This window comes from Sphingobacterium rhinopitheci, from assembly GCF_022627575.1.
In the GTDB taxonomy this organism is placed as follows: Bacteria; Bacteroidota; Bacteroidia; order Sphingobacteriales; family Sphingobacteriaceae; genus Sphingobacterium; species Sphingobacterium rhinopitheci.
Genome location: NZ_JADEYQ010000002.1, coordinates 1 through 26,100 on the forward strand (window position 1 = coordinate 1; position 26,100 = coordinate 26,100).

The following is a 26,100-nucleotide window of genomic DNA, read 5'->3' on the forward strand; positions in this document are numbered from 1 at the left end:
TTAAAGTTAAATTGTAACTTTCGTTTCTCAACTACTCATTACGCTACATGATCATTTTCTTAAAGAACTTTCTTCGCATCCGCATCGCGCTTCTGCTTATATTTCGAGCATTACTGCTGTACTTATCGTTTTTTGTTTTCCCTTCGTTTCCGTCGGGACTGCAAAGGTAGAAAATTTATTCTAATCTCCAAATTTTATTTGAAGATTTTTTCTTTTTGTTTTTCGCATATTTCTATGCTTAAACATCTTCTACTCTACTTTTTCAAGGTTGTTACCAACCGTTCCTCCCTTGCGGAGTGGTGCAAAGATAGCATAAAATATACCCTACTTCCAAGTGTTTTATTGCTTATTTTCTGGAATAGTCGCTAAGTTGTTGACTTAATGCCGGTTAAAATGATTGCATATACATCTTTAAAGGTAAAGACAATAAAATATATAAGCTTAGGTACAGTAATAAACACTACACTTAAACAACAATACACTATTTACTTTTTAAAAACCCAAAATTTTTGAAGAACAAAATTAAAACCTAGAGATACTATTATCTCTACAATAACTTTAGAGGCTAAAAAATTCATGTGCAGTAAATCCACCAATACATAAATACCAGATGACTTCAGGGTAATGCTGCCAATAACGACAATAACAAATTTCCATAATTGCTGACCGATCGCTTGATCAGCACTTTTGAAGGACCAATACCTATTAATAGTAAAATTGACCACTGCACCTAATGAGCCACTGACAACATTTGAAAATGGGGCCGATATACCGAAGAACTTATAGCATAAGGTATAGATACCAAAATCAAACAGCCCTCCGACAAATGCGGAGAGCTGCGCTCTTAAAAATTCCTTTACTTTAGAAAAATTAAATAATGTCATTCTTACTTTCCTTTGCTAACTTATCAGCTTTATCTCGTTCATCCCCTAAGTCCAATACCTTCTTCGTATCTACTAAATTAATAATAAACAATATGGCACATATCGCCATAACAGAATAATTAATAGAGCCAGCAATTATAGTTTCTAAAATAATCACTAATGATATAACAACACGAATTTCCGTAGGACCAAATAATCCAGCATCAATGGTGTATTTATCTGTGATCTTATATCTCAATTGGGAAATAATCATCGCCCAACCATACAATGCTACAAGCACAAATCCGGAATATTTGAAATCATCAGAAGCGTAAAACACATAGCCCAATCCTATCAACACTGTACTCACCCAATCCATAACGATATCAAGGGCAAATCCGTACCATTTTCTAGATTTATTGCGATAAAAAGCAATTCTGCCATCTAATGAATCACCAAACCATTGCACAAAAAAACCGATAACTGCTAGTAATAACAAATTTCTATCTACATACTCCCCTAATAAAAAGCTTACTAAAATCATCACAGACCCCAAAAAACCGACTGCCGTAAGTCCATCAGAGGACAACCAATTTGGAATTTTTGGCAACAAAAAAGTGATAAAACGTTGTTCTAAATTACTTAATATATTTGTTCTTTGACGATCTGCAAAAATCTTCTTATCAATCTTACCTTTACTCATAACTTTTTTTAAACTATTATTTGAGCCAATTATTTTGCTTATACCACAACAATGACTCTGTTAATCCTTTTTTCAAATCAAATTTTGGAGTATAGCCCAAAATTTCAATCGATTTACTAATATTACATGCCCAATTAGAGGCGGTTAATTCACCCAACCGCTCTGGATAGATGGTAGGCGTATTTTTTGAATTTTTATATATTAAAGCAGAAATTTTTGCTACCAAAGCCACTACAAAAAATGGTATATGAATACGAAATGTTTTTTTATTAAACACTTCCTTAAAGATATCAGCCATAGCATACCTAGAGTACACATTACCATCCGATATATTATAGAATTGCAAACCACTTTGATCTTTGGTACACCCCAATAATAAAGCTTGCACCAAGTCTTTTACATATACGAAACTTAATTTTTGAGGACTCCTTCCAATATAAGGATCTAAGCCCTTGTTCAGGGTATCAAAAAGGATGAAAAGATCTTTTTCTCGAGGACCATAAACAGCAGTAGGTCTAAAAACAGAAATTTGCTTATCTGCAAATTTTTCTTTTATCATTAACTCTGCATCACGTTTACTTCTGCCATAAGCGGTAACCGGATTATAGCTATTATCTTCCAAAATATCTGTTTTGGCATCGTATCCGACAGGACCAATTGCGGCCAAACTGCTTACAAAAACTATTCGTTCTGGAGGTTTTTGTAACGAAAATGCAGCTTTTAGTATATTATATGTATTACCAACATTTACAGTATGAAGTTCAGCACTAGTTTTGGCTTTTGTTAAAGCTGCTGCGTGAATGATGTAATCATAACATTCGTCATTCAGCAACTTACTGACATGTTCATAGTTACCTTGATCAACATAAACAAATTTAGCCACATAATCTTGAATAGCTGTAATATCACTTGACTTCCTAACAGCAGCATGCACTTCGAACCCACGTTCTTTAGCTTCTTGGACCAAATGAGAACCAACAAAACCACTAGCTCCTGTTACTAAAACTTTCATTTATTATATTGATTTTTCGTAGATACGGTAAGTTTTATACAATTCACCATTTATTTGTTCAATAGCATGATTCATCATATAATTGTGTTCTAACATCCAAGAACATTCAGCCCCATAAATACCTTTTATTTTCGCATTTTTTATAATACGTCCATACAAGCAAGCTTCTATACCCAATTTACGATAATCTTCTAATACACCCAACATCATTACGCGAAGCGTTTTTATTTTTTTCTTACCTAAAAGTAATTTAAAAATCCCAGTTGGCAATAAACGACCTTTTTTAATCTTTATTAAAATTTCATTAATATTAGGAATACCTACAGAAAAGCCCACAATTTCACCATTTTTCTCTGCAATAGAACAGAAACTTGGATCAACAATCATCTTCAGATCTTTAGCTACCCACGCAAATTCGGCATCAGTCATAGGGACAAATCCTAAATTTTTATCCCACGCTTTGTTATATATTTTCTTAATACGCTCTGCCTCGGCTTTAAAATCGTTAAGATTAATTTCCCTTAAGGTAATTCCCGATCTTTTTAAACGTTCTTCTAAGCGATCAAGTAACTTTACAGATCGTAGACTTGCGGTATCGGTCTTTACTAAATAAGCTCTTAGATCAACCTGCTTACCGAAATTATAATTATCAATTAAATTGATATAATAAGGATAATTATACGTCATCATCGCCATCGGTGGAAGATTAAACCCATCAATCAGCAAACCACAAGTTTCATTTGTAGACAAATTTATCGGTCCTACCAATTTATTGCCACCTTTATCTTTCACCCATTTTTCAGCTGTTAGAAATAAAGCATTGGCTACTTCTTGATCATTAATACAATCAAAAAAACCAAATTGTCCTTCATTGACATGATTAAACTTATTGTGCTCCACATTCCAAATGGCAGCAATACGTCCTACAATTTTGCCATCGCGATAAGCCAAAAAAGGCTGTGCCGAAGAATGTAAATAAAAAGGATGTTTAGTTGGATTAAGGAGATCATCCTGACCTACAAATAGCTCAGGGACGTAATTCGGATCCTCCGAATACAAATCATGCGGAAAATCTATAAATTCCGCACGTTGTTTTTTCGTTTCGACAGGTATGATATTAATCATTGTCGTTATATTAAATTTTGAAAATTATCCTACAAAAGTTTCTACGTCAGCCGTTTTGAAAACTTTAGCCATTTTTTCAATTGCTTCGTCAATTTGATCAAATGAGTGTGTTGCCATTAAAGAGAAACGGATTAAAGATTCTTCTGCTGGTACTGCTGGCGCTACTACAGGGTTAACAAAAACACCATTATCTTGAAGCATTTTGGTAACGTAGTATGTTTTATCATTATTACGCACAAAAATAGGAAGGATAGGACTTTCAGTATGACCTAAATCGAAACCATTCTCCAGCAATAATTTTTTAGCGTAATGGGTATTAGCCCATAATTTTTCGATATGCTCAGGCTCTGTTTGTATAATTTCTAATGCTTTAAGCGTTGAAGCTACAGAAGCAGGCGTCATACTTGCACTAAACATTAAAGAACGCGCACGGTGTTTCAAGTATTCAATAGTGTCTTTATCCGAAGCGATAAAGCCGCCTAATGAAGCTAATGATTTACTGAATGTACCCATTATCAAATCCACCTTATCTTTCATTCCGAAATGACTTTCCGTACCGGCACCATTTTTACCGATAACACCCAAACTATGGGCATCATCACACAAAACAGCAGCGTCAAATTCTTCGGCAACTTTCACCAATTCGGGTAACTTCACGATATCGCCCTCCATAGAGAAAATACCATCTGTTGCTATTAGTTTTAAGCTTTCTTCAGGAAGTCTAGATAATTTGGCACGCAAATCATCCATATCATTGTGTGCATACTTAATAACTTTCGAAAACGACAAACGGCTACCATCTATTATAGAAGCGTGATCGCGTTCATCTAATAAGATATAATCATTTCTACCTGTAAGACACGACAAAGGTCCTAGATTGGATTGAAAGCCCGTACTAAATAATACAGCGGCTTCTTTACCTACGTAGTCTGCTAATTTTTCTTCTAATTCAACATGAATGTCTAGCGTTCCATTCAAAAATCGAGAACCTGCACACCCAGTACCATATTTAGATAAAGCTTTTTGTGAAGCTTCAATAATACGTGAATCGGTTGTCAATCCTAAATAGGAATTAGAACCAAACATCAAAACTCTTTTCCCATCAATAATTACCTCTGTATCTTGTTTAGACTGGATAGGTCTAAAATAAGCATACAAATCATTGGCTTTGATTGGATCTAGCTGCTCTTTAAGAAATTTTGATGTTCTCTCGCTTAACTTTCCCTTGCTCATGCTATTGATATTACTATATAATTCGATATAAACTTACCTTTTTGACTTTTTTTTTCCAAACGTCAAAAGTACTAATTAATTTCTATGTCTTAGAAACATTTAATTTTAATATGACGTTAAAATAACAGTGCGTTAAAGAGTACTTAAACGTCATTCCATATTAAAACGTGTAAAAGTACAAAACTTTAACCTAAAATTGGGGTAAAAAAAACTTATAATATTATAAATATAAATTATTGTTAATAAACAAACAACAAGCAACCCGATAAATAGTTCTGTAAATTATTATCTTTGTTAATAATAATTTTGCAAACCATGGCTATATCAGCTCAAGTAAATATAAAAAACAAAAGAGCATCCTTTGAATATCACTTAATAGATCGATATACAGCAGGAGTTCAACTATTAGGTACCGAAATAAAATCTATCAGAGAAGGAAAAGCAAATATCAATGACAGTTTTTGCTCATTCTTTGCAGATGGCTTATACATCCGTAACATGCATATTGCAGAGTATTCCTTTGGCTCATTTTACAACCATGAATCCAAACGCGATCGCAAACTTTTATTGAGTAAAAAAGAACTTAAAAAATTAAGAGAAAAAGGAGAAGAAAAGGGCTTTACAATCGTTCCTCTCAAAATATTTATCAACGAAAGAGGCTTTGCTAAGATAGAAATAGCATTAGCCCAAGGAAAGAAAGACTTCGATAAGCGTGAAACAATCAAGGAAAGAGAATCCAAGCGTGAACTAGATAGGGTGATGAAATTTTAATCAATTCCACCAAAAAAAAATATAGATCACTCAGCAGTGTTCAATTATACGAACACCAACATATTGAATACGCTTAACGCTTAAATATAATTACTGAAATAGGAAAAATACTTTAGTGCTCCTCCTATTTCAGTAATTTTATGGGAAAAGATAGTAATACTATTAAAATTATAATGTTGCTATCTTTTTCCTAATTCACTACGAAATTCAGTAGGAGTCTTGCCAATACATTTTTTGAATGTTCTACTGAAATAAGACAAACTATTATATCCAGTCCCATAGCATGCTTCAGATATCGTCTTACCTTGAGCAATCAATGAACATGCTTTATCAATACGATACTGATTTATAAAATCAGTAAAAGTAATCTTAGTAGCTTCTTTAAAAAAATTACAAAACGAAGGCAAGGTAAGATTCACTAATTCAGCCACTTCATTGATGGCAATTTCTTTCTTAAAGTTCTTTTCTATATATGTGAATATAGTTTGCAATCTATCCTTATTTTTAGAAATAATCGTGTGTGGCATCACTTCTTTATTCAAAAGGGAGAACTCCTCAGTATCTGCAAGATCAAATAAAATATTAAATAATAACCTATACCTATTTCGAGGATTTGCGTCCAATAATTCATAAAGTTTTGGGATAATTTGCTGTTTAATTTTTGTACTGAAAAGAATCCCTAATTTCGATAGAGATAATAATTTAGAGATTTTTGTCATCTCTTCGACTTCCTTGGAAAAGGAAAATATATTCTCTGGGAATTGTACTACAATTTCTTCATGTGGATCTAGCGCATTAAGTCCAAATCCAGAATGCGGAATATTAGAACCAATAAGAACGAGATCACCATTTATATAGTTACTTTTATGATAACCTACTTGCCTCGTTCCATTACCATACATAACACAAACCAACTCCACTTCAGGATGATAATGATACTCCCAATTTAACTCGCTCACTGGGACATTAATATGTAAGGTACAGAAAGAACAACCCTTATTAGGCTTCACTGATTCATAACTAACTCTCATTACATTAATAGATTTATTAACTAAATATACCTTTTTATATTTATATAGTTAAAACATTGCTTTATTGCGTTAAAATATTTTCGGTAAAAGGTTAATAAATTTGTAATACTAGTTATAACATTATGAAACCCTATTACATAAAGGCAGTTCTATTATTGAACTATTTTGTATTTGCGATCTTGCTAAATTCTGTAGGCACAGTTATTTTACAGGTACAACGCAACTTTGATATCAGTAAGGCGGCAGCCAGTGTACTGGAAGGCTTCAAGGACCTTCCTATAGCGATATGTTCGTTTTTATTAGCTTCATTTTTACCTCGAATTGGGATCAAAAAATCCATGTTAATCGCACTATTATTAGTTAGTGTAATGTGTTATATCATGCCATTTGCAGATTCATTTTGGTTCTTTAAGCTCCAATTTGCTGTAGTCGGGATATCATTTGCATTAATTAAAATATCTGTATTTACATCAATTGGACTTATCACAAATAATGACAAAGAACATGCAAGTTTCATGGGATTCTTGGAAGGTTTTTTTATGGTCGGCGTATTAACAGGCAATTTAATTTTCAGCCTTTTCATTAATGACGATGACCCTATGTCAACGGCATGGCTAAAAGTATATTGGTTTCTAGGAATATTAGCTACATTATCATTCATCTTTTTATTTTTCACTAAGCTAGATGAAAAAGACACTTTACTAAATAACAGTGGTTTCAAAGATGACCTAAAAAATAGCACTAGTTTATTTGGCTTAAGAAGAGTACTATTCTTTTTGATATGTGCCTTTCTTTTTGTTTTAGTAGAGCAGAGTTTTCAAACATGGACACCGACCTTTTATAAAGAAATACTAAAACTACCTGCTTCCATGGCAGTGCAAGCAGGAGCAATCTTAGCTGGCGCCTTTGCTTTAGGACGTTTCCTTTCAGGATTTATTTCCCAAAAAATCAAATGGATCTATGTGGTTTCATTTTGCATTATAGCTTTTGCAATTAGTATACTAATTATATTACCATTAACTAAAGATATTGAGTTGAACGCGCATACAAATTGGTTCAATGCACCAATTGCGGTATATATGTTCCCTTTGATGGGTATTTTTCTAGCGCCAATTTACCCAGGGATAAATTCAGTTATATTGGCTTCAGTACCTAAATACGTACAAAGTGGTATGTCTGGTTTAATAGTAGTATTTTCTGCTATTGGAGGTACCGTAGGATCAATTATTACAGGAATAATATTTGAGAAATTCAGTGGTCAATATGCATTTTATCTTTCCATTATACCTTTAGCACTTTTACTATTCTTTGCCATAGCACTTCATATTCAAATCCTAAAATTGAAAAATAAATGAAGGACCCATTATATATACAGGAGCTATCCCCTCTTTTCGAGGCTGTACAACAGGCAATTATTTTTGAAGATCAAAAAACTATGGCTGATGCAGTACCTAAATTTTCTACAATAGATATTATGTACAAGTTTAATACACTTGAACGATATACAAAAGAAGAATTAAAAACATTTGTACTCACAAATTTCGATATTAAACCTGCAATAGAGCCTACAGATTTTGTTAGCGAATTTCAATTACCAATAGAAGAACACATAGAAAAGCTGTGGGATGAATTAACACGTACTTCAGCGCATTATAAAGGAACGTTGCTAACATTACCCTACCCATATATTGTACCCGGAGGAAGGTTTGACGAATTCTTCTATTGGGATAGCTATTATATTATGCTTGGACTGCAAACATCAGGACGGATAGAGATGATGCGACATATTGTAGACAACTGCTCCTACCTTATCCTCAGGTATGGTTTTGTTCCCAATGGTAATAGAACCTATTTCCTAAGCCGATCACAACCACCATATTTTTCTCTGATGTTGGATTTGCTATATGAAAGCACAAAAGATGAAAAGATTTATACACAATACTATAAAACACTAGAAAGAGAATATCAATTTTGGATGGATGGTATGGAAAATTTAGGGATTAATTCATCCTACAAACGTGTTATAAAAACAGTTAAAGGAGATATTCTGAACCGATATTATGACGACGAAAATATACCAAGACCAGAAAGCTATATGATCGACCTCGCCGACTATGGCAAAGCAGAAAATCAAGATTTCTACAGAAATGTAAGAGCAGCCTGTGAGTCCGGTTGGGATTTTTCAAGTAGATGGTTTCGAAATCAGGAAAGCATCAGCAGTATCCACACCCTTGACCTTGCACAGATAGACCTAAACTGTCTATTATGGCATCTCGAACACAGTTTAGAAAAAGTTACACAACGCCTTAATCTAGCGGAGCAAAATAAAATATATCTGGACCGTGCTAAGTGTCGAAAGGAGGCTATACAGAAATATTTTTGGCATGAAGAAATGGGCTTATATACAGACTATCTATTTAAAGAAGATAGACGGAGTACTTCCCAGAATGCGGCTAGTTTATACCCCTTATTTTTAGGTATAGCGCCTAAAGAAAAAGCACAAAGAGTTGCTGAAAACATAGCACAAAAATTCCTTAAAAATGGCGGAATAATCACCACTACGATAGAATCAGGCCAACAATGGGATTCTCCTAATGCGTGGGCTCCATATCAATGGCTTGGTTATGTGGCCATGCAGAATTATGATATGCTTGAATTAGCAGAAAAAATAAAAAACAATTGGTGTACGAATGTAGAACGAATTTATCGCAACAGCAGCAAACTAATGGAAAAATACAATGCTATAGATACTCAAAGTATCGCAGGTGGTGGAGAATATCCTAATCAAGATGGCTTTGGCTGGACTAATGGCGTATATATAAAATTGAAACAATTATAAATAATATTATGAAAAAAGAGCTAATAATTTTAATGAGTAGCATAGCAACGCTGTATATTCAGCAAGCCTATGCTCAAGAACAAGTCGTCGTTCAAGACACTTTGAAGAAAAGTAGTCTGGATGAAATTGTCGTTACGGGTAATATGAATCCTAAAAGAAAAATAGAATCTAGTACCGCAATTTCAACCTTCACGGCCAAAGAAATCCAACAACAAAATCCAATAAGTGCTGCTGCTTTACTACAAAGAGTGCCAGGTTTTGCGGTAGAAGCTTCCGCTGGTGAAGTTGGTAACAATTTATTCTCGAGAGGTATTCCTTCTGCCGGTGCCTACGAATTCGTACAGATACAAGAAGATGGCCTTCCTATATTTGAGGATGGAGCATTGCAATTTGCTAATGCAGACAATTTCTTTAGGGTTGATAATTATACCAATAGACTAGAAGCACTAAGAGGTGGTTCTGGGTCAATTTTCGCCACTAATTCACCAGGTGGTCTTATAAACTTTATCTCCAAAGAAGGTACAGTAGATTTCACGGGTATTGCAAAAATTGAAACAAGCACATATGGACTCATGCGTTCAGACATTAATATTGGGGGACCATTAGTTAAGGATAAATTATTTTTTAATATTGGTGGTTTTTACCGTTCTGACGATGGTATAAGAAAAACAGGATTTAAGGCAAACCAAGGAGGACAAATACGTGCTAATCTTAAATACCTATTTGATAAAGGACATGTAAAAGTAAATTATAAAAAATTAGACGATAGAAACACCTTTTACTTACCTATTCCATTAATTCAAGATGGGAATAAAATAAGTTCTTTTGAAGGATTCAACCCTAATTATGGAACATATAGTTACAAATCCATAAGTCAATTAAATATTCCACAAGCTGGCGGAGGATACTTTAGGAGAAATCTTCAAGATGGAATTCATCCAAAAGTAGATGCTATAGGTGCTGAGTTCAAATATGATCTAGGAAGTAATATCACCGTAGTTAACAAAATGAGATATACAGGGGTAAACATGAATTACACTGGTATATTTCCTGCGGGAGGACCACAGCGTGCGTCAGATTATGGTCTAAGTTCAGGAATATCAAGCAATAATTCACAGTATTCTTTGGTGAACAATGGCCAAATTGTAAATCCCGAATATGTGCAGAAACTAGGATTCTGGGCTATAGATAAGCAAATCAATAATTTTGTCAATGATCTACAATTTAACTACACTTTTGATAAAGGTAATATTACTGCAGGATTCTACAAGTCAAATTGGAAATCACATCAATATTGGAATTGGAGTAACATCCTAACTACAGCAACAGACCGACCTGAACTTCTAAATTTGATTGACCAATCCCTTAATCCAACAGATATTGGCTATTCCAAAACTTATAATGGTGTTACTGACATGACATTCTTGCAACGAGATACTGAAACACAAGGAAGCTTAAATGATCTATACGTAAACGTAGATTATAACATCACGGATGCATTAAGCATCAACGGCGGTATTCGTTACAGCAACGACTTCTACCAAGGGAATTTTGCGAATACCTTAACAGGGAACTTAAATAACTCAGGCCTAACAACAGATGGTGTTCATGGTTTCGAAACAACTACCGCAGCAAACAACATGAGTATATTAGGAAACAATTTCACGTACTGGAATTATGACATTAATAAAGTCTCATTCTCATTGGCATCAAACTACAAAATTAATGGTAAGAATGCCGTTTATGCACGATTCTCTCAAGGATTTAGATCTCCTAATGAAGAGGCATATTACAATTACTTCTCAAACCCCAATCCCGATGGCCCATTAAAATCAGTAACTACAAATCAAATTGAAGTAGGATACAAATACTATTCATCTACATTTGACGTAGCCGTAATTCCATTTTACTCCACCCTCAAGAATCTATCATTCACAGATGTATTCTCTGACGGATCATCAGAAAACACATTCGCCAACACGGAAAATATGGGTATCGAAATAGATGGTTTTGCACGTTTGTTTGGAGAGGTTTTGGAAATTTCCTTTAATGGAACATTTCAAAACCCTACATACAAGAACCTAGAAACAGGAAGTATTTTGGAAGGCAAAATAGTGCGTAGAATGCCAAAATTATATTTCAACATATCACCGGCAGTGTATATCACAAAATCATGGAGAACATATGTAAGTATGAATTATTATGGTAAACGTTTCCAAGATGAGCTAAATGTCCAAACACTACCTGGTTTTTCAGAAGTGGGATTAGGAACGTCATATCAATTCGGAAAGATACGTTTTGCTATCGATGGCACAAACATATTCAATACAATTGGCATCACTGAAGGCGATCCTAGAGCAGGTTCTCCTTCAGGAGAAGGAATAATAATGGCTAGACCTATAATGGGTGCTGCAGCAAGAGCTTCGATAACTTTAGTTTTCTAAAACAGGAAAACGAATAACCTATAAATCATCCTAATATTTTGTGTTGGGATGATTTCATATATACAAAAGTTTGGCGGGCGAATCTTAAGATTACACAATTCAGAAAGTACGTAATACAAAATTACCAGGCGTTATTCCTTCTCTATTTTTAAATAAACGCACAAAATAATTCACATCGTTAAAACCTGAAGCAAAGCACGACTCCTTTACACTTTTTGTAATAGTCAATAATTGCTTTGCTTTATCTAACCGCATCCTGATAATATATTCCATTGGGCTGACGCCTAATTCTCTTTTAAACATACGCGTCAAACTGGCTTTACTCATATTCGATACTTTTTGCAAAGTTTCAATAGTAAGTTTTTCGGTGATATTTCTTTTAATAAAATCTTTTAAATGCACTAATACAGAATTAATAGAATTGCCTAAATCTAGAGATAATAAGGATTGAGATTGTATTATACTAACAAATAATTCCTTAAAAGTGAGATCTACTAATACATCTTTCATTGGATTGGTGCTGGTAATATAAGAAAACAGTTTATTAACAATAGCAGCAATAGCAGGAGTATTATAAAGGTGAAAAAAATCAGGAATAATATTCCATCCTTGATTATTATTAGTTAAAGGATAAAATTCATTAAGATAGCTCATGACCGCCTTTATTTTATCTTGACTCACCGTCAAAGCAGTACATTGAGTAGGTATCATCATGCTTGCCTCGGGAAAATCTATCTCCATAGTTGTATAAGCCGGTAATACAATTGTCTGTCCCGGTAAATAATCGAATGCATTAATATTATTGAGATACATTACCTTTTTCCCCTGTATCATATTAATAAAGACAAGATCATCAAACCGTAACGGCACAAGCGAAGCAGGTTGATAAGTCTCAAAGACATTCAATTCCATATCACCTAAGGTAAATGCTCTTCGATTTTCAATCAGCGTACTAATTTCTTTACGTTGTGAAAATGGCAATGTATGTATTAATGTATTATTCCCCATGACTAAAAATAATATATAATTGGCAGTTATCAAATATAGTGTTCTAAAGAAGAAATTCATGACTTCGTTGCGTCATTTTTGTGCTATGTTTTGAGTCTATAATACTATTCTAGCGAACTCTTTCGTTATAAATTTGTTAATAAAGTATTAATTATTATAAAATAAAACAACATGAGTACTATTAAAAGACCAACGTTTAAAGAGCGTTATGACAATTACATCGGAGGAAAATTTGTTGCTCCAGTTTTAGGAAAGTACTTTGACAATTTATCACCTATCGATGGTAAAGTGTTTACTCAAGTAGCACATTCAACAGCGGAGGATTTAGATCTAGCTGTAAATGCTGCACACGAAGCATTCCAAACATGGAGTAAAACTTCAGCTACCGAAAGAAGCATTATTTTAAATAAAATAGCAGACCGCATCGAGCAAAATCTCGAATATATCGCCGCCGTAGAAACAGTAGATAATGGTAAAGCAGTTCGCGAAACATTGAATGCCGATATCCCATTAGCAATCGATCACTTTCGTTATTTTGCGGGCGTTATTCGCGCTGAAGAAGGATCATTGAGCGAGTTGGATTCTAATACTGTATCTCTTATTGTACATGAGCCTATCGGTGTTGTAGCACAGATTATCCCATGGAACTTCCCATTATTAATGGCAGTTTGGAAACTAGCACCAGCATTAGCTGCAGGTAACACAGTGGTATTAAAACCTGCCGAAAGTACGCCTACTTCTATTATGGTATTAATGGAGCTGATTGGCGATTTAATCCCTGCAGGCGTTATCAACGTAGTAAATGGTTTTGGTTCAGAATTAGGTCGTGCTTTGGTAACGAATCCTAAAGTTTCTAAAGCAGCATTCACCGGATCAACAGCTACAGGCCGTTTGGTAATGCAATATGCTACAGAAAACATTATACCTGTTACATTAGAATTGGGCGGTAAATCACCTAATGTATTCTTTAGCTCGGTAATGGATGCAGATGATGCATTCTTAGACAAAGCTATTGAAGGAGCTGTTTTATTTGCCTTAAATCAGGGAGAGATCTGTACTTGTCCGTCTCGTCTTTTAATACAAGAAGATATATATGACAAATTTATCGCTCGTGTGATCGAAAGAGTAAACCAAATCAAAGTAGGTAATCCATTAGATCCTACCGTAATGATGGGAGCACAAGCTTCAAAAATTCAAAAAGATAAAATCTTATCATATATCAAATTAGGTAAAGAAGAAGGAGCAGAATTATTGACTGGTGGCGACGAGAACATCTTAGGTGATGGTCTTGAAGAAGGTTACTATATTAAGCCGACGCTATTCAAAGGACATAACAAAATGCGTATCTTCCAAGAAGAAATTTTTGGCCCAGTATTAGCCGTAACTACATTCAAAGATGAAAAAGAAGCTATTGAGATTGCTAATGATACGATCTATGGATTAGGTGCAGGTGTTTGGACAAGAGATGCGCACCAGTTGTATACTGTTCCACGTGCTATTCAATCTGGTCGCGTATGGGTTAATCAATACCATTCATATCCTGCTGGCGCACCATTTGGTGGTTACAAGCAGTCAGGTATCGGTCGTGAGAACCACAAACTGATGTTAGATTATTACAGACAAACAAAAAACATGTTAATCTCTTACAGTAAAGAAAAATTAGGTTTCTTCTAGGATTAACACAATAAAACAATGATTATGGGGTTATTATTAGATAACCCCATTTATTTTTAAACATAAAATTATGGTCAGTAGATTAGCTATTACCGAAGCTGCTAAAGAGCTTATTCATACTTTGTCCGAAAAGCATGGAGAATTAATGTTCTATCAAGCTGGAGGATGTTGTGAAGGAACACAACCGCAGTGTTTTGAAAAAGGCGGTTACTTCCCACGGATGAATGATGCAATGATCGGATTAGTAGAGGGATATGAATTCTGGATCGATCGTGATTTATTTGAATACTGGCAGTATTCTCATTTTACATTAGATGTGCTCGAAGGATTTGGGCCAGGGGGATTCTCTTTAGAGACACCACTTGGTAAAACCTTCAAAGTACATTATCGCTTATTCAATGAAGAAGAATTGAAAGATTTAGCACCTGTCAAGCGTAGTGTCTAATATATTGTTGGGATACTTATCTCTCTTACGGCTTTGTATATAATTAGGTATAAATAGAGAAATAATCTGAAGGACAAAAAACAAATTAGGCTGTGGTAAAGATTCACAGCCTAATTTGTTTTGTTAATTATCTTTTTCTAATCCTTCCATTACTGGAATAGGATTCTTTTGATCATCTAATGCCACGAGGCTAAACATCCCTTGAATTGCTAGTTCACGACCTTCTTTATACATATCCTCCACATAAATCTCCACTTTAACTTTTAGACTGGTCCGCCCAATACTATCTACACGCGCTATAGCTTCAATAATACTTCCTCCAGGGATTGCCTTTTCAAAATTAATTTTATCCGACGAAACCGTCACTATTGTCTTACGACAAAATCTAGTAGCAGCCATAAATGCTACCTCATCCATAATTGCCATTGCTTTACCACCGAACAATGTATCATGATGATTCGTTAAAAAAGGAAAAACAGTAGTACAAATACGCGTTTCCGATTGCTCAATTCTCTCTTCGATTGTCATTACTATAAACTTTTGTGCAAAGATAGGTATAACCTAGCTTTCCACATCAATACCAATCCCTTTTAACAACATTGAAGCATTAAAAACGGTACATTTACCATTTTTTAACTTATAGTCGAACAGCATTTCACCTTCGATCACTTGTATATCAAAATGGTAATTTTTGAGAATGCTTTCATATTCATCTTCCAGCGTAGCCAATTGCAAATCATGTGTGGCCACCATTCCCATACCATTCATTGAAATCAGCTTTTTGATAATAGCTCTTGAACCAAGGTATTTATCTACAGAATTGGTACCGCGCAACATCTCGTCAATAAGGACAAATGAATCCGGAGCTACCGCAACCAGTTCAAGGATAAATTTCATACGATCTAACTCCGCTTTAAACGTAGATGTACTTTCATTGAGGTTGTCCTTGATACGCATATAAGATACCAACTTATAAATCGGTAAACTCAATTGCTCCGCACAAACTACAGCACCAGCGTATGCCAAAACCGCATTGACCCCTAGGGTACGGAGAAATGTACTTTTACCTGCCATGTTAGACCCTGTTATTAAAGCTAGCCTGTGTGAACTTGCATCATAATCGTTCGCTACAGCATTTTTCTTGGGAATTAAAGGATGATTTAATTGAATCGCATGTATACGATCAACCAAAGGATTGTCCATGATGGTAGGCGTCGTCCATTGTGGTGAATTGCGTTTTAGTGTCGCTAAACTAACTAAAGATTCAAAATCAGCAACAATATCAAAAGTCTTCAACACATCACCTTCGTAATTATTTTTCCAATTTACGATCGCTAATACCTGTCTAAAATCCCACAAGAATATCATATTTAGTAAGGCACCTACAAGGATATTATTGCGTGCATCCAATTTATCGACCAAAGAGCCCAAGGTTTTGAATGCGATAGACAGTTTTTCTGATTTATCTGTTTTCAAACTAATTTGTAAATCCTTGGTATAAGTAGATTCAAACTGCTCATCTTCGAGCATTTTAATGGCATCCGCATAAGCTATCAAGGTAACACCGACTTTATCGATACGATTAGAGAAATAGCTCACTTTTCCGGCTAAGGCCAATGTCCACATTAAATGTACGATAGCGAGTAATAACATATAGTTCCATACTGGATAAAATATCAATGAAACAATAGTACCTACAACAAATAAATAAGGAGCAATAGCAACATATACCTTCAAGAATGAAGAACCAAATTTGAGCGCATCATCACTTAAATAGCGGCTTAAAAAAGTTTTAATATTAATCTGCTTACCGAGATTGAAAAGTAATTTTGTCTGAAGCCTTTGACTCCAACTATGTTTATTCGCCAATTCAGCTGCAGCCTCTTGTCTAGCTACAATTACATCTTTTGATGAAGGAGCTAAAAACCAAGATGCTAATCGCTCGACACCATCAGCTGTTGCTGCACGGTTGACAAGGTTAAAAACAGAATTAGGGCCAAATATATCTAAATCAGAAACGTAAGGATGCTTACCATTATCATATAAAACACCATGGTCGTACATATTTAGTTCCCCTTCAATTATGGAAACTTCATTTTTATTGACACGAAGAAAAGCCAAGTTTTCGTCTCTATTTTTCTCCAATTGACTTTGTCTCCTTACTAAGAAAGCGAAGAGAATTAAGATAAGAAAAACAGCGAGTAATAGCAGCCAAACGTTATTGGTCTGAAAGATTTGAAATAAAATAATAGAACCGCCTATAATTACAGCCAAGCGAAATAAACTATTCCTATTAATTTGCTTTTCCAAAGAAATGAGAACTTCTTCGGTATTTTTGATATTATTATAATAAAATTCATTCATCAAAGCTAATATAAGAAAAGCCTTTGAGAAGTAGATTCATATTAAACTATTTTTACCATGCCTTGTCACCCACCAGTGGTACGAACCTAAAAGTATCTAATTCAATACGTTCAAAATCGTTTTCTGCTATGCGCAGAATAGTGACCATCTTTTGAGATTTCTCATCCCCTACCGGAATAACAAGTAAACCACCAAGCTTCAACTGCTTGAGCATTACTTCGGGAACAAATGGCGCTCCTGCAGTAACAATAATCTTGTCATATGGACCATGTTCTGGAATACCTTTAGAGCCATCACCTAAGAAAAAATTTGGTTTATACCCCATATATGGCAATACCTGAATAGTACGATTATAAATATTTTCCTGTCTTTCAATGGTATACACCTCAGCACCTAATTCTAAGAGAATACAAGTTTGGTAACCTGATCCTGTTCCAATTTCTAATACTTTATGACCCTTTTGCACATGTAATAATTCGGACTGATAAGCTACCGTATAAGGTTGAGATATTGTCTGACCATCCCCAATAGGGAAAGCAATATCACGATAAGCTTGATTCCAAAATGTTTCATCAAAGAAGAAATGTCTAGGCACTTTACCTATGGCTTTCAAGACATTTCGATCTTGAATCCCCCTACTTTCTAAATGTGCGACTAATTTCTTTCGAGCACCCTTTTCTCTATAATTATCTACGAATTTATATGCCATTCTTTTTCAAAAATACCCCAATTAAAGGACATTATTAAAGATTAAATACAAAATATTTCTGCACAGTATAGTTAGCTTTTTATTAGGTCTTTACAAGAGATTTTGTATTTTCACCTTCTAAAATAAGCAATCATATTTACACATTTAAATATTAAGGTTAATTTCCAACACTATTTAAATGAATTAATAATAAACTAAACATCTATACATAAAAATTATATAATTTATGAGATCAACTATTTGTACTATTTTATTTGGGATTTTGCTATCGATTCCAACATATGGACAAGAAAAAATAATAAAAATATTGGCTATTGGAAATAGCTTTTCAGAAGATGCTATAGAGAACTATTTATTTGAGTTAGCAAAAGAAGCAGATAAAAAAGTCATTATAGGGAATATGTATATCGGAGGCGCTTCGATCGAATTACACGTTAAAAATGCTACCGAAAACAAGCCTACTTATTCGTACCGAAAAGTAACTACAGATGGCGTCAAAACGAACACTAAAAATAGTAGTATAGAGCAAGTGATTAAGGAGGAAGATTGGGATTATATCAGCTTACAACAAGCAAGTCCTTACTCTGGACAATACGCTGTAATTATAAAAGATCTTCCCGCTTTAGTTACATATGTAAATATGTTGAAACCTAAAAAAACAAAATTAATATACCATCAAACATGGGCGTATCAACAAGACTCTCCTCACAAAGGATTTGCAAACTACAATAATAATCAACTGGAGATGTACCAAGGAATTATAGCTGCTACTCAAAAGATCAATAAATCTAAAGTATTCTCCATGGTAATACCAGCAGGTACAGCGATACAAAATGCACGTACTTCCAGTATTGGAGATCATTATACAAGAGATGGCTACCATCTAAACTTAGATTATGGCCGATTTACGGCTGCATGTACATGGTATGAAAAAATATTCAATCTCGATGTAAGAAAGAATAACTACAAACCAGATCAGGTCACAGAATTGCAAGCTAACATAGCGAAAGATGCGGCACACAAAGCTGTCAAAAATCCATGGAAAATAACAACAGTAAAATTGTAAAAGAAAAAAGGGCTTTGAAATGATTCAAAGCCCTTTTTTCGTTAATATGGATCTACGTCGATCGCTATTCGCACTCCAGCATTCAATTTATCTAATTCAAAAGTTAATATCGAAGAACGAATCAATTCCTTGACTTTTACAATACTGACATTCGTCCGTTCAATCTTCAATATGATTGTCTGAATATAATTATTGCGAACACGCGATACCAATGGAGGCTCTGGTCCTAGCACTCTATTTCCTAAATGCACCTTTAATAAGTTAGCTAACTTTTGGGCAGAATCTAAGGTTTGTTGTTGATCCGAATGTTTGATATCTAATTTGATTAGTCTATAAAAAGGAGGATAATGAAAATTCTTTCTTTCGGTTATTTCCTTCATAAACATGCCTTCATAATCATGCTGCACGACCTGCTCCAATACACGATGATTAGGAGTATAGGTTTGTATAATTACTTGACCTTGATTCTGTCTCCTTCCGGCTCGACCTGCAACTTGCGAAAAAAGAGAATACGACCTTTCATAGGATCTAAAATCAGGAAAATTGATTATAGAATCAGCATTAATAATTCCAATCAAACTAACGCGTCCAAAATCTAGGCCCTTGGCTACCATCTGCGTACCAATCAAGACATCATATTCATAATCGTCAAAAGCAGATATTATTTTATCAAAACCATATTTCCCTTTGGTAGAATCCAAATCCAAACGACCTATGCGCAGAGAAGGCATCAAAATCTCTAGCTCTTCTTCTATTCTTTCTGTTCCAAAGCCCTTGCTTTCCATATGCGGCATACCACATCCCGGACATACATTTATATTCTGCTCCGAATGCCCACAATAATGGCAATGTAATAAATGAGAAGTTTTATGATAGGTCAAACTAACATCACAATTGACACATTTGGCAACATAGCCACAGGTTCCACATTGCAAAAATGGCGTATGCCCTCTTCTATTTTGAAATAATATTATTTGTTCCTTATTCTTGACAGCCTCTTCCATTGCATGCAATAATTTGGAGCTGAAATAAGAATGCATATTTCCTTTACGTCCCTCCTCTGTTACATTGATGACATCTATTATGGGTAGCTGAGCATCACCAAATCGTTTAAAAAGCTGAACTAAGCCATATTTACCTGCTTTAGCATTGTAATAACTTTCTACAGATGGTGTCGCTGATCCCAATAAAACTTTAGCATGATGTAAATACGCTAAATAGATAGCAGTATCACGGGCATGATATCGTGGCGAAGGATCATATTGCTTATATGAGTTTTCGTGCTCTTCGTCGACGATGATTAAGCCTAAATCATGAAAAGGTAAGAACACAGATGAACGAGCACCAATAATAACCTTATACTCATTTTTCAATACTTTGTGCCATACTTCAGCACGCTCATTGTCATTGAATTTAGAATGGTATACCCCAAGGTCATTTCCAAAATGGAGTTTCAAGCGTTCAGTTATCTGCGTAGTTAGGGCTATCTCCGGCAAAAGATATAATACATTTTTTCCCGATGCTAAAGCTTGTTCAATTTGGCGTATATATATTTGTGTTTTTCCTGATGCAGTCACGCCATGCAATAAAACCACATCTTTGGTCTGAAAATAGTCGTTTATTTCCGCAAAAGCACGTGTTTGATCTTCACTAAAGGAGAATTCTTTGGTTAAAAGAACATCCGTCCCTTGAAATCTGCTAACAACTTTTTCTTTAAGCTCAAAAATACCTTTATCTATTAATGCAGTAATGGCAGTAGCTCCACAAGAAGTAGCTTCCATCAATTCTTGCCTGGTTAATTCTGGTTTCGATTTAGACAATTGAATATAACCAATTACGGCATCTTGTTGTTTAGGTGCTCTGTTGAGGCTATCTAACAAGAGGCGTTTACCTTCCCCATCGTTATATTCCGCTGCTAATCGCAAAAAGCTTTTTGTTTTTGGCTTGTACCGTTCTTTTATTTCTTCGGATATTAGAATATAGCCATCTTCAAAAAGAGTTTTTAATAAAGGGAAAACAGATTTTTGTCCTAATATTTTGCTGACATCACTAACTTTCAATTCACCAGCAATATCCAAAGCATCCAACAATAAAAATGCTTTATCCGATAATTGAGAGCGATCCAAATCGCTATTATTGGCGGCGATTATTTTTGTTTCGGATGCTAATTTAAGTGCAGCCGGAAGTGCAGCTTGCATTACTTCACCAAGATAGCATAAGTAATAATCTGCCATCCATTGCCACAGTTGTAATTGACCTTCATCTACAATAGGATGCTCGTCTACGACATCCATTATATACTTGGCTTCATATTTCTGTGGAGCATCCATTGTTATGGACTTTATGATAGCCGAATAAACTTTATTTCGACCAAATTGAACGATTACACGACGACCAATTTGGATTTGATCATTCAGTTCAAAAGGAACACGGTAAGTATACGTTTTAGCTATAGACAGTGGTAAAACCACTTCTACAAAAAGTGTTTTCCTATCAGCAAATAAATCGGCATTAGACATATACACAAAGGTAATAAAACTTTCATGACTAATTTAAGCAGATAAGAACCCTAAAAGGGAAGCAAGAAAAAAAGCAGTAAAAAGATAGATATTATTAACTAATAGCAAGATTAAGCCCTATTTTTAACAGCAGCGATAAATAATCCGATCCAACCTATCATAAAGCACAATCCACCCAATGGCGTAATAGGTCCCAAAATAGAAACAGACTCAATACCTAACAATGATCGTACACTTAATAAATAAAGAGAGCCCGAGAATAAGATTATACCGATAGTAAAGGCTATAAAAGAAACACGGATAGACTGACTTTTGGCTCTAGAGAAAGTAGATAAAAACAATAAAGCAAAAGTATGATAAAACTGATATTCATTTGCTGTCTTCCAAGTTCCTAGATGATACTCACTTATTTTACCCTCTAAGCCATGTGCACCAAAAGCGCCCAAAACTACCGCTATCAAGCCAAATAATGAGGCTGTAAGTATAATTTGTTTATTCATGAATTATATAAAAAATATCTAATGTATTTTAATATTTATAAATGTATTAAAATATATAACAAAACAATAAAATTTTTCGTCAATTTCCTTCGTAAACTTACTAAAATTAATCATAATTAGTTAGGTTTGTATATGCGTAATACGATTATTCTAACAGCAGTACTATTTATCACCGTAATTGCTGCCACAATATATTATTTCAAAAACTTAGATAATGAGCATAGTCAATCGTCTCGATCATTGCGATATTTACCACAAAACACACTATTTATAGCTGCTGTAGGCAATGATGAAACGTCTGAAAATGTATTTAAAGATTTCGAAATTTTCGATGCTATTTTAGGTGTCGATAACATGAAATTATGGAATGATTTCAAAACAATAATATTAAACACCGAAAAATCAAAAACATATATAGCGGACTCAGACATTTACATTTCATTCCATCCTGAAGATAAGAAAATAGTACCATTGTTCACAATTCCTTCTTCCACAGATATTCCATCAGCTGAATTGGTAGGTATGGTAAACGAAATTAGTAAAACCTTCAAAACGACAACCATCGATACATTAGGTCAAAAAATTTTTCAAATCAAATATGGGGAAAAGGACTCTATTTTAAATGCCTTTTACTTTAAAGATATATTGTTTGCAACGCCTTCTATTTCCTTGATCCCAAAAATAGTTGATAAACATAGTAAACATCTATCCGAAGATCAGATTGAATTTTTCTTAAAGAATAATCCTAGAAATACGCCCTTAAGTATTTATTTTCCCCACCAACAATATGATTCGATCGTAGACATCACACAGCGTAACAACAAAGGTCCCTTTATTAATTTATTTAGAAAGTTACAAGGGCAATCAGCATGGAATATTAATTTCAAACAAGATGCTTTAATCCTCACTGGTGAGAGTCAACTGGATCAATACCCCGATAACTTTGCTTCTATTTTTAAGAATCAAGCAAAAGCGCCCCAAGATTTATATACTTATTTTCCGTCCAATACGGCTATCTATGCCGAATTTAGCATTAGCAACCGTCCTACATTTCAAAAAGACTTACATAATCTTCAAAAAAGAAGAGAGGAAAAGGTAATCGAGCAGATAGATACCACTAAAGCAGCAGAACTAATTACCAAAGCATTGGGCAATCAATTTGCTCTAGTAGAAACTAATGCTCAAAATTATATTGGTTTTGTAAAAATCAATGACAGCCTAGCCTTTCAAAGTCTTACCAAGACCATCATGGAATCAACAGGTGATTCTATAGGCCGTTTTGCTACATCGGGTATATTATATAAACATTATGGTGATCCATTTAAAGATTTTCAACGTCCTTATTATACTGTTGTGGACAGCGTGATGATCGTCGCTAATAATCTTTCTACGTTAAGAGCGTATCGCAAAGATTATTTTGAGAACGATTTATTGACAGGTACACTTGGATTCATCAAGCTTGAAAAGCTTCAGGGAAAGGAAGCTAACATTACTATATTTGCCCATACAAAAAATGCAAGTTCCAAGTTTTTAAATTCATTAAATCAACCATTCAGAGATAATTATAAAAATAAGGAGAATTATGGCTTTCAAGATTTCTTCTCATGGTCGATACAATTATCAGGCAACAACGGTAATATATCGTCACAAATATACGGTATCTATAAAAGTAAGAATACATTAGGCACGGTAGCAGAGTGGAGTATTGAGTTGGGAAATAAAGCAATCACGCAACCTTTTATATTCAATCAATCCGATACGAATCAATTTATATTAATTCAACAGCTAGATCATACGATTCATGCAATTCACCCATCGGGTAAAGAAATGTGGTCCAAAGTATTTGCGGGACGCGTCATCGGTAATATGCAACAATTAGAAGATCGTTCAATCCTACTGATTACAGACAAGAACAATTTATACCGCTTCGATACCGAGGGCAAATCTTTAAAAGGATTCCCTGTAAATATACAATCAACAGCAACTGCTAGCCCACTAATCACTATTATTAATGGTGAAAAAGTAATCCTTGTACCTACAACAGACAAAGTGTTAGCTTATGATTTAAATGGCAATACCCTTAAAAATTGGAATAGTTTCACAACGGATGGAAAAATAACGACCACGATTATAGCACATGAAAAACACTATATCATTGGCACAAATAAAGGTAACATCTATTGGTTGAATGAAAATGGTCAAAAAACAAACGAGGTAAAACTAAATAATACAGGTGTAAAAAATATCGAGATAAACTCTAATTACAAAATAGTAGCATTAGATGATAAAGGAGGATTAAATCTATTTAGTAATGAAAAAGAACATCAAAGATGGCGCATCCTAGCAGATTCCATAAGATATATAGGTGATTTTGGTCGTATTACAAATACAACAAATAGTAATGTTGTTATTGTGAATAGTAATGAACTACAGGTATTTGATATTGCCGACACATTAAAAACGGCAATTATCTATAATTTCACCAAACCTATAACAGATGAGTTACAGTTTTTCAGCAACACGCAAAATAAAGACCTATCCTATTTAGGAATAGCTTCAAAATCAACTAATTTGTTATATTTAATAAATGAAACGGGTCAATTGGTGAATGGATTTCCTGTAGAAGGTCAACCATTATTTTATTATGGCAAAATAGACTACAACTCTGAAATATATTTATTGTGTATGCGCAGAGATCATAAACTATATGCTTTCAAGCAAAAAAAATAATTTTATACCAACACGAATAATTTGTACGTTTGTAGTCTTATTATAATTATGTTTACAGGAGAAGAAAATTTACAATTACTGACCACACCTAAAAGAATTGTTATAACAACTCATCACAAACCAGATGGAGATGCTTTAGGCTCATCATTAGGATTATACCATTTTTTAAAGAAATATAATCACACGGTACATGTTGTTGTTTCATCTGACTTTCCATCATTTTTGGATTGTATGCCAGGACGAGAAGAAGTAATTATATATCCTGAGCAACCAGCTCTAACGGGCGAATTATTAGCTGAGGCAGATATTATCTTTTGCTTGGACTATAGTGCCTTGTCACGAACAAATGTCTTAGAACCTCTTATTGCGAATGCTAAAGGTCAGAAATGGATGATAGATCATCATTTGGATCCAGAGAATTTTGCTGATTTGGTATATTGGGATTCTAATGCTGCTGCAACAGCACAATTAATATACACCTTTATCGACGATGTACTAAAAGGAGGCGAAAAAATAGATGCTGCTATTGCGACCTGCCTTTATACAGGAATAATGACAGATACAGGTTCATTCCGCTTTAGGAATACCACATCGGCTGTTCACCATATCATCGCTAGCTTAATAGATGCAGGCGCAAAAAACTGGGAGATCCATGAGCAAATCTACAACAGTTCATCTGAGCGTAGATTAAAATTTTTGGGCTATGCGCTTTTAAATTGTTTGGAAGTAATTCCAGAATATAATACAGCCTATTTTGCGATAAGCAAAGAAGATTTATCGAAGTTTGAAATAAGCACAGGAGATACAGAAGGGTTAGTCAATTATGCCCTTTCTATAAAAGGAATAAGATTAGCTGCATTAATAATTGACAGAAGTGAATTAATTAAATTATCTTTACGCTCAATCGGTGAAATACCTTGTAATGAGATATGTAAAAAATATTTTAGCGGTGGGGGTCATTTAAATGCTTCAGGCGGTAGTTCATCATCCGATTTGAATACAGTAGTCAACTTATTTAAATCTATATTACCAGATTATAAAGAAATATTAACAAGAAAATAAGT

21 protein-coding genes are annotated in these 26,100 nt (G+C 34.3%); 9 read left to right on the top strand and 12 right to left on the bottom strand.

Going from position 1 to position 26,100, the window contains the following annotated elements:
* Window positions 1-485: 485 nt before the first annotated feature.
* The 5 genes from IP023_RS02865 to spt are packed head-to-tail and all read right to left on the bottom strand — an operon-like array spanning window position 486 to window position 4,936.
* Window positions 486-884: a GtrA family protein gene (locus IP023_RS02865; protein ID WP_241788743.1), complete on the bottom strand. Its 399-nt coding sequence runs from the start codon at window positions 882-884 to the stop codon at window positions 486-488.
* Window positions 871-1,566 carry a CDP-alcohol phosphatidyltransferase family protein gene (locus tag IP023_RS02870; RefSeq protein WP_241788744.1) on the bottom strand — a complete coding sequence of 232 codons (696 nt, stop codon included), beginning with the start codon at window positions 1,564-1,566 and terminating at the stop codon, window positions 871-873. The genes IP023_RS02865 and IP023_RS02870 overlap by 14 nt, the downstream gene beginning before the upstream one ends.
* Before the next feature lie 16 nt (window positions 1,567-1,582).
* On the bottom strand, window positions 1,583-2,578 hold the full coding sequence (locus IP023_RS02875; RefSeq protein ID WP_241788745.1) for an NAD-dependent epimerase/dehydratase family protein: 996 nt from the start codon (window positions 2,576-2,578) through the stop codon (window positions 1,583-1,585).
* Between the two features lie 3 nt (window positions 2,579-2,581).
* On the bottom strand, window positions 2,582-3,703 hold the full coding sequence (locus IP023_RS02880) for a hypothetical protein (RefSeq protein ID WP_241788746.1): 1,122 nt from the start codon (window positions 3,701-3,703) through the stop codon (window positions 2,582-2,584).
* A 24-nt stretch (window positions 3,704-3,727) separates the two neighbouring features.
* Window positions 3,728-4,936, bottom strand: coding sequence for a serine palmitoyltransferase (spt, locus tag IP023_RS02885; RefSeq protein ID WP_241788747.1), 1,209 nt, complete (start codon window positions 4,934-4,936; stop codon window positions 3,728-3,730).
* 315 nt (window positions 4,937-5,251) lie between these two features.
* On the opposite strand from spt, the gene smpB reads away from it, so the two are divergent.
* Entirely contained in the window at window positions 5,252-5,707 is a 456-nt protein-coding gene (gene smpB, locus IP023_RS02890; protein ID WP_241788748.1) for an SsrA-binding protein SmpB, read from the top strand.
* 179 nt (window positions 5,708-5,886) lie between these two features.
* Here the strand turns inward: smpB and IP023_RS02895 are convergent, their stop codons facing one another.
* Window positions 5,887-6,738, bottom strand: a complete 852-nt coding sequence (locus IP023_RS02895; protein WP_241788749.1) for an AraC family transcriptional regulator — start codon at window positions 6,736-6,738, stop codon at window positions 5,887-5,889.
* A 122-nt stretch (window positions 6,739-6,860) separates the two neighbouring features.
* Here IP023_RS02895 and IP023_RS02900 point away from each other — a divergent pair, with 122 nt between their 5' ends.
* From IP023_RS02900 to IP023_RS02910, 3 genes are read left to right on the top strand one after another with little or no spacing between them, the layout of a single operon-like run.
* On the top strand, window positions 6,861-8,093 hold the full coding sequence (locus IP023_RS02900) for an MFS transporter (protein ID WP_241788750.1): 1,233 nt from the start codon (window positions 6,861-6,863) through the stop codon (window positions 8,091-8,093).
* Window positions 8,090-9,577 (top strand): trehalase family glycosidase, encoded by a 1,488-nt coding sequence (locus IP023_RS02905; protein WP_241788751.1) that lies wholly within the window; start codon window positions 8,090-8,092, stop codon window positions 9,575-9,577. The genes IP023_RS02900 and IP023_RS02905 overlap by 4 nt, the downstream gene beginning before the upstream one ends.
* Before the next feature lie 8 nt (window positions 9,578-9,585).
* On the top strand, window positions 9,586-12,021 hold the full coding sequence (locus IP023_RS02910; RefSeq protein ID WP_241788752.1) for a TonB-dependent receptor: 2,436 nt from the start codon (window positions 9,586-9,588) through the stop codon (window positions 12,019-12,021).
* 99 nt (window positions 12,022-12,120) lie between these two features.
* On the opposite strand, the gene IP023_RS02915 is transcribed toward IP023_RS02910, so the two are convergent.
* Window positions 12,121-13,089, bottom strand: a complete 969-nt coding sequence (locus IP023_RS02915) for a helix-turn-helix domain-containing protein (protein ID WP_241788753.1) — start codon at window positions 13,087-13,089, stop codon at window positions 12,121-12,123.
* Between the two features lie 111 nt (window positions 13,090-13,200).
* Here IP023_RS02915 and IP023_RS02920 point away from each other — a divergent pair, with 111 nt between their 5' ends.
* Together IP023_RS02920 and IP023_RS02925 are read left to right on the top strand one after the other, a co-directional pair.
* Window positions 13,201-14,703 (top strand): aldehyde dehydrogenase family protein, encoded by a 1,503-nt coding sequence (locus tag IP023_RS02920; protein WP_317224523.1) that lies wholly within the window; start codon window positions 13,201-13,203, stop codon window positions 14,701-14,703.
* A gap of 70 nt (window positions 14,704-14,773) precedes the next feature.
* Window positions 14,774-15,148, top strand: a complete 375-nt coding sequence (locus tag IP023_RS02925; RefSeq protein ID WP_241788754.1) for a DUF779 domain-containing protein — start codon at window positions 14,774-14,776, stop codon at window positions 15,146-15,148.
* 123 nt (window positions 15,149-15,271) lie between these two features.
* Here IP023_RS02925 and IP023_RS02930 read toward each other — a convergent pair whose 3' ends face one another.
* The 3 genes from IP023_RS02930 to IP023_RS02940 are packed head-to-tail and all read right to left on the bottom strand — an operon-like array spanning window position 15,272 to window position 18,221.
* Complete coding sequence (locus IP023_RS02930; protein ID WP_241788755.1) at window positions 15,272-15,676, bottom strand: acyl-CoA thioesterase; 405 nt, start codon at window positions 15,674-15,676, stop codon at window positions 15,272-15,274.
* A 33-nt stretch (window positions 15,677-15,709) separates the two neighbouring features.
* Window positions 15,710-17,512, bottom strand: coding sequence for a MutS-related protein (locus IP023_RS02935; RefSeq protein WP_241788756.1), 1,803 nt, complete (start codon window positions 17,510-17,512; stop codon window positions 15,710-15,712).
* Window positions 17,513-17,564: 52 nt separating this feature from the next.
* Window positions 17,565-18,221 (bottom strand): protein-L-isoaspartate(D-aspartate) O-methyltransferase, encoded by a 657-nt coding sequence (locus tag IP023_RS02940; protein WP_241788757.1) that lies wholly within the window; start codon window positions 18,219-18,221, stop codon window positions 17,565-17,567.
* Between the two features lie 226 nt (window positions 18,222-18,447).
* Between IP023_RS02940 and IP023_RS02945 the strand changes: the two genes are divergently transcribed.
* A complete protein-coding gene (locus tag IP023_RS02945) occupies window positions 18,448-19,287 on the top strand; it encodes a DUF4886 domain-containing protein (protein ID WP_241788758.1) in 840 nt (279 codons plus the stop codon).
* A gap of 41 nt (window positions 19,288-19,328) precedes the next feature.
* Here IP023_RS02945 and priA read toward each other — a convergent pair whose 3' ends face one another.
* Complete coding sequence (gene priA, locus IP023_RS02950) at window positions 19,329-21,806, bottom strand: replication restart helicase PriA (RefSeq protein ID WP_241788759.1); 2,478 nt, start codon at window positions 21,804-21,806, stop codon at window positions 19,329-19,331.
* A 110-nt stretch (window positions 21,807-21,916) separates the two neighbouring features.
* A complete protein-coding gene (locus IP023_RS02955) occupies window positions 21,917-22,306 on the bottom strand; it encodes a DUF423 domain-containing protein (protein WP_241788760.1) in 390 nt (129 codons plus the stop codon).
* Between the two features lie 132 nt (window positions 22,307-22,438).
* Between IP023_RS02955 and IP023_RS02960 the strand changes: the two genes are divergently transcribed.
* Together IP023_RS02960 and IP023_RS02965 are read left to right on the top strand one after the other, a co-directional pair.
* The gene (locus tag IP023_RS02960) at window positions 22,439-25,036 is read left to right on the top strand and encodes a hypothetical protein (protein WP_241788761.1); all 2,598 of its coding nucleotides are present in this window, start codon (window positions 22,439-22,441) and stop codon (window positions 25,034-25,036) included.
* Window positions 25,037-25,084: 48 nt separating this feature from the next.
* Complete coding sequence (locus IP023_RS02965) at window positions 25,085-26,098, top strand: DHH family phosphoesterase (protein WP_241788762.1); 1,014 nt, start codon at window positions 25,085-25,087, stop codon at window positions 26,096-26,098.
* Window positions 26,099-26,100: the final 2 nt, after the last annotated feature.

Bases quoted from the DNA above. Each gene is read 5' to 3' on its own strand.
- IP023_RS02865 (WP_241788743.1), bottom strand. From the start codon at position 884: ATGACATTATTTAATTTTTCTAAAGTAAAGGAATTTTTAAGAGCGCAG.
- IP023_RS02870 (WP_241788744.1), bottom strand. From the start codon at position 1,566: ATGAGTAAAGGTAAGATTGATAAGAAGATTTTTGCAGATCGTCAAAGA.
- IP023_RS02875 (WP_241788745.1), bottom strand. From the start codon at position 2,578: ATGAAAGTTTTAGTAACAGGAGCTAGTGGTTTTGTTGGTTCTCATTTG.
- IP023_RS02880 (WP_241788746.1), bottom strand. From the start codon at position 3,703: ATGATTAATATCATACCTGTCGAAACGAAAAAACAACGTGCGGAATTT.
- spt (WP_241788747.1), bottom strand. From the start codon at position 4,936: ATGAGCAAGGGAAAGTTAAGCGAGAGAACATCAAAATTTCTTAAAGAG.
- smpB (WP_241788748.1), top strand. From the start codon at position 5,252: ATGGCTATATCAGCTCAAGTAAATATAAAAAACAAAAGAGCATCCTTT.
- IP023_RS02895 (WP_241788749.1), bottom strand. From the start codon at position 6,738: ATGAGAGTTAGTTATGAATCAGTGAAGCCTAATAAGGGTTGTTCTTTC.
- IP023_RS02900 (WP_241788750.1), top strand. From the start codon at position 6,861: ATGAAACCCTATTACATAAAGGCAGTTCTATTATTGAACTATTTTGTA.
- IP023_RS02905 (WP_241788751.1), top strand. From the start codon at position 8,090: ATGAAGGACCCATTATATATACAGGAGCTATCCCCTCTTTTCGAGGCT.
- IP023_RS02910 (WP_241788752.1), top strand. From the start codon at position 9,586: ATGAAAAAAGAGCTAATAATTTTAATGAGTAGCATAGCAACGCTGTAT.
- IP023_RS02915 (WP_241788753.1), bottom strand. From the start codon at position 13,089: ATGAATTTCTTCTTTAGAACACTATATTTGATAACTGCCAATTATATA.
- IP023_RS02920 (WP_317224523.1), top strand. From the start codon at position 13,201: ATGAGTACTATTAAAAGACCAACGTTTAAAGAGCGTTATGACAATTAC.
- IP023_RS02925 (WP_241788754.1), top strand. From the start codon at position 14,774: ATGGTCAGTAGATTAGCTATTACCGAAGCTGCTAAAGAGCTTATTCAT.
- IP023_RS02930 (WP_241788755.1), bottom strand. From the start codon at position 15,676: ATGACAATCGAAGAGAGAATTGAGCAATCGGAAACGCGTATTTGTACT.
- IP023_RS02935 (WP_241788756.1), bottom strand. From the start codon at position 17,512: ATGAATGAATTTTATTATAATAATATCAAAAATACCGAAGAAGTTCTC.
- IP023_RS02940 (WP_241788757.1), bottom strand. From the start codon at position 18,221: ATGGCATATAAATTCGTAGATAATTATAGAGAAAAGGGTGCTCGAAAG.
- IP023_RS02945 (WP_241788758.1), top strand. From the start codon at position 18,448: ATGAGATCAACTATTTGTACTATTTTATTTGGGATTTTGCTATCGATT.
- priA (WP_241788759.1), bottom strand. From the start codon at position 21,806: ATGTCTAATGCCGATTTATTTGCTGATAGGAAAACACTTTTTGTAGAA.
- IP023_RS02955 (WP_241788760.1), bottom strand. From the start codon at position 22,306: ATGAATAAACAAATTATACTTACAGCCTCATTATTTGGCTTGATAGCG.
- IP023_RS02960 (WP_241788761.1), top strand. From the start codon at position 22,439: ATGCGTAATACGATTATTCTAACAGCAGTACTATTTATCACCGTAATT.
- IP023_RS02965 (WP_241788762.1), top strand. From the start codon at position 25,085: ATGTTTACAGGAGAAGAAAATTTACAATTACTGACCACACCTAAAAGA.